Raw genomic sequence first — 4344 nt, forward strand, 5'->3', positions numbered from 1 at the left:
CGGCGCCCGGTTCGGAATAGCCCTGGCACCAGCGGATTTCACCGCGCGCGATTCGCGGCAGATGTTCTTTCTTCTGCGCTTCGTTGCCATATTTCAGCAGCGCCGGGCCAAGCATCCAGATGCCGAAACTGGATAGCGGCGGGCGGGCGCGGATACGGCGCATTTCCTCGGCCAGAATCTTCTGCTGTTCCTTGGAAAGACCGCCGCCGCCATAGTCTCTGGGCCAGCCCGGCACCGTCCAGCCGCGCGCCGCCATGCGCTCCAGCCACAGCTTCTGCGCTTCGTTCTTGAAGCTCACCCTGCGGCCGCCCCAGCAGACATCATCATCGCTCCGCACCGGCTCACGCATTTCGGGCGGGCAGTTTGCTTCTAGCCACGCACGTGTGTCGGCCCGGAAAGCCTGAAGTTCCGGGGTATCGTCCATCATTCACACTCCCTCTAAGCAGCCTGTGGCGCTTTTCTCTCCAAGCCGATATGAGGCCGTTCATGGAGTTTTTCCAGACACCTGTTCATTGGGAGAGCCTTGGGCTCGACCCCGTCGCGCTGCAACTCGGGCCGCTTGTGCTGCGCTGGTACAGCCTGGCCTATATCGTCGGCATTCTGGCCGGCTGGTGGATGCTGCTGAAGATGGTGCGCCGCCCCGGCAGCCCGATCACCGCAAGGCATGTCGACGATCTCGTCACATGGTGCACGTTGGGCGTCATCCTTGGCGGACGGCTGGCCTATGTCATCTTCTACAATCCGGCCGAATATCTGGCGCATCCGCTGTCGATTCTGAAACTGTGGGAAGGCGGCATGTCGTTCCACGGCGGGCTGGCGGGGGTGATTCTGGCGATCGCGCTCTATGCATGGTCGCGCGGCCTCTCGGCGCTGCGCATCCTCGACTATGTGGCGGTGGTCACGCCGCTGGGGCTGATGCTGGGGCGCTTCGCCAATTTCGTGAACGGCGAACTGTGGGGCCGCATGACCGACGGCACATGGGGGATCATCTTCCCCGACGCCGGGCCGGAACCGCGCCACCCGAGCCAGCTTTACGAAGCCTTCTTCGAAGGGTTCGTGCTGCTGGCACTGCTGAACCTGCTGTTCTGGCTGACGAATGCGCGGATGAAACCCGGCCTTCTGGGCGGGATTTTCATCACCGGATACGGCCTGTCGCGGTTCGGAATCGAATTTCTGCGCGAACCGGATGCGCAACTTGGTGTGCTGGGAATCGGGCTGACGATGGGGCAGTTGCTGTCGGTGCCGATGGTGCTGTCCGGGATCTGGCTTCTGGCCACCTGCGGCAAGCGCCAGCCCCGCATCGCGTGATCGCGCCGCTTGCAGAACTGCTCCGCCGCGAGGGGCCGCTGCCGCTTGCGCGGGTGATGGCGCTTGCCGCCGATCACTACTACGCCAGAAACGAACCGTTCGGCGTACACGGCGATTTCGTCACCTCGCCGGAAATCAGCCAGATGTTCGGCGAACTGATCGGCCTGTGGCTGGCGGATCTCTGGCAGCGCGCCGGCGCACCGGATCCGGTGGCGCTGGTCGAACTGGGGCCGGGGCGCGGAACGCTGATGGCCGATGCCCTGCGCGCAACCGCAAGGGCGGCGCCCGGTTTCCGGGGGGCCGTCCGGCTGCATCTGGTGGAAAAAAGCCAACGGCTGCGCGCCATCCAGGCCGAACGCCTGCCCGACGCCACCTGGCACGACGACATCGCAACAGTGCCCGACGACATGCCGCTCCTCGTCGTCGCCAACGAGTTTCTGGACGCGCTACCGCTCTCGCAATTCGAGAAGCTGGTTGACGGCTGGGTCTTGCGGCGGGTCGAGGCTCCGGGGCGCTTCGACCTTTCGGTCGGCGCCAATCTGGCGTTCATCCCGGAAAGCCTTCGTGATGCGCCACAGGGCAGCGTTTACGAACGCAACTTCGCCGCCGAACAGCTTGTGGCGGCATCAGCGCGCAGGATTGCAACGCAGGGCGGCGCCGCGCTCTTCATCGACTACGGCTATGAAGGCCCCGCACTGGGCGACACGTTACAGGCGCTGGCACACGGCCAGTTCGCCGAACCGCTGCCAACATTGGGCGAGGCCGACATCAGCGCCCACGTCGATTTCGCGGCGATGGCCAAAGTCGCTTCGGCGCATGCGGCCGTTTCCGGGCCGGTGGCGCAGGGTGCGTTTCTGGAAGCGCTCGGGCTGTCGCAGCGCGCGCAGTCGCTCAGGCATCTCGCAAGCATCGAACAGGCAGCGGCCATCGAAGCCGCCCGCGCGCGGCTCGCCTCTCCGGCGGCGATGGGCAGGCTGTTCCAGGCGTTGGCCGTAGTCGCGAACGACTGGCCTACCCCGGCCGGATTTCCTAGAACCGCGACATGACCAGCCACCACGATCGACTCGTGCAATTGCGCGAACAACTGAAGTCCCGCCAGCTCGACGGGTTCATCATCCCGCTGACCGACGAGCACAGCTCGGAATATGTCGGCTCTTATGCACGGCGGCTGGAATGGCTGACCGGCTTTCAGGGCAGCGCCGGAAGCGCGGTGGTCCTTGCCGACAAGGCCGCCATCTTCGTGGACGGCCGCTACACCATCCAGGCCCGGGCGCAGGTCGACAGCGCGCTCTATCAGCACCGCTCGGTGCCTTCCGAACCCGTCAGCCAGTGGCTCGCGGAAAACGCACCGGAAGGCGGCCGCATCGGCTATGATCCGTGGCTGACGACGCGCGCCTTCCTGCGCACCACCGCCACTGCGCTTGCCGCCAAGGGCGGGCAGATGCTTGCGGTCGACGGCAACCCGATCGACAGCATCTGGGCCGACCAGCCGGCGCCATCGGCGGCGCCCGCCGAAATCATGCCCGACATCTTCAGCGGCCGCTCCTCGGCCGACAAGCGCCGCGCCATCGCCGACGCCGCCAGCAAGGCGGGTGCAGGTGCCGTTGTGCTGGCGGCGCTCGATTCGATCGCCTGGGCGTTCAACATTCGCGGCGCCGACATTTCCCGCACGCCGGTAGTCAGGGCGTTTGCAATCGTCCGCGCCGACGCAACCGCGACCTTGTTCACCGACCCGGCGAAAATCACGCCCGAGGTTGCAGCACATCTCGGTCCGGATGTCGGCGTGCGCCCATACCGCGATTTCGGTCCGGCGCTCGAAGCGCTGGGCGGCACCGTCCTTACCGATCCGGCATGGTCGGTTGCTGCAGTGTTCGAAGCGCTGGAACGCGGCGGCGCCAGCATCATCGAAGCACGCGACCCCTGCATCCTGCCCAAAGCTGCCAAGAACCCGGCCGAACTCGATGGCATGCGCTCGGCCCATGTGCGCGACGGTGCGGCAGTTGCCCGCTTTCTGCACAGCATCGACACCGCACCGCCCGCCGACGAACTGGACGCCGCAGACCGGCTGGAGGGGTTCCGGCGGGAATCGAACCTTCTGAAAGACCTGTCGTTCGACAGCATTTCGGCGATCGGCCCGAACGCCGCCCTGCCGCATTATCGTTCGGAACCGGCCAGCAACCGCAGCTTTCAGGGCGAACGCATCTACCTGATCGATTCCGGCGGCCAATATTCCGACGGCACGACCGACATCACCCGCACCGTCGCAATCGGCACGCCTACAGCCGAAATGCGCGACCGCTACACCCGCGTGCTGAAGGGCCATATCGCCCTTGCCGAAGCCCGCTTCCCCAAGGGCACACGCGGCGGCCAGCTCGACATCCTTGCCCGCCAGTTCCTGTGGGCGGCAGGTCTCGATTATGCGCATGGCACCGGCCATGGCGTCGGCCATTTTCTGGGCGTGCACGAAGGCCCGCAGCGGATCGCTGCCGCTGTCGGCGCAGCCGGAGTGGACGAGCCGTTGCTGCCGGGCATGGTGCTCTCGAACGAACCGGGGTTCTACAAGGCGGGTGAATACGGCATCCGCATCGAGAATCTGGTGATCGTGATCGAAGACCAGCGCGAGGGCGACAGCGAGCCGATGCTGGCGTTCGAAACCATCACGCTTGCGCCGATCGACACCCGCCTCATCGACACTGCACTGATGACCGGCGCCGAAACCGACTGGCTGGACGGCTATCACGCCCGCGTGCGCGACGCGCTGCTGTCCAAGCTTTCCGGCCCTGCCCGTGACTGGCTGGTCAGCGCCACCGCCCCGCTGCAAGGCACTGCCAACACGTGATTCTGCACGGCCGGGGTTTTCCCCCGGCGAAATCTGCCCATATTGCTTAGGACGCGAACATACGCCGCGCCGAACCGAAGAAAGGACCAATGCATGCCAGCGAAATTCTCCCTCCCCCCGCTTCCGTTCGAGCCGACGGCCCTTCATCCGGCGATTTCCGCCGACACCTTCGCCCAGCACCATGCCGGGCACCACCT

4 protein-coding genes and 1 pseudogene are annotated in these 4344 nt (G+C 65.8%); 4 read left to right on the forward strand and 1 reads right to left on the reverse strand.

Going from position 1 to position 4344, the window contains the following annotated elements:
- The coding region (locus AC16JP_RS03735) for an acyl-CoA dehydrogenase family protein (RefSeq protein WP_484339259.1) at positions 1-427 on the reverse strand (427 nt) is incomplete at its 3' end.
- Positions 428-486: 59 nt separating this feature from the next.
- On the opposite strand from AC16JP_RS03735, the gene lgt reads away from it, so the two are divergent.
- The 4 genes and pseudogenes from lgt to AC16JP_RS03755 all read left to right on the forward strand — a co-directional run.
- A complete protein-coding gene (lgt, locus tag AC16JP_RS03740; protein ID WP_484339260.1) occupies positions 487-1308 on the forward strand; it encodes a prolipoprotein diacylglyceryl transferase in 822 nt (273 codons plus the stop codon).
- Entirely contained in the window at positions 1305-2354 is a 1050-nt protein-coding gene (locus AC16JP_RS03745) for a class I SAM-dependent methyltransferase (RefSeq protein ID WP_484339261.1), read from the forward strand. The genes lgt and AC16JP_RS03745 overlap by 4 nt, the downstream gene beginning before the upstream one ends.
- Positions 2351-4147: an aminopeptidase P family protein gene (locus AC16JP_RS03750; RefSeq protein ID WP_484339262.1), complete on the forward strand. Its 1797-nt coding sequence runs from the start codon at positions 2351-2353 to the stop codon at positions 4145-4147. Before AC16JP_RS03745 ends, AC16JP_RS03750 begins: the two co-directional genes overlap by 4 nt.
- 93 nt (positions 4148-4240) lie before the next feature.
- Positions 4241-4344: pseudogene (locus AC16JP_RS03755) on the forward strand (superoxide dismutase); the annotation flags it as partial.

Source organism: Sandaracinobacteroides sp. (assembly GCF_057137845.1).

Coding starts and splice junctions, on each gene's coding strand:
- lgt (WP_484339260.1), top strand. CDS start 487: ATGGAGTTTTTCCAGACACCTGTTCATTGGGAGAGCCTTGGGCTCGAC.
- AC16JP_RS03750 (WP_484339262.1), top strand. CDS start 2,351: ATGACCAGCCACCACGATCGACTCGTGCAATTGCGCGAACAACTGAAG.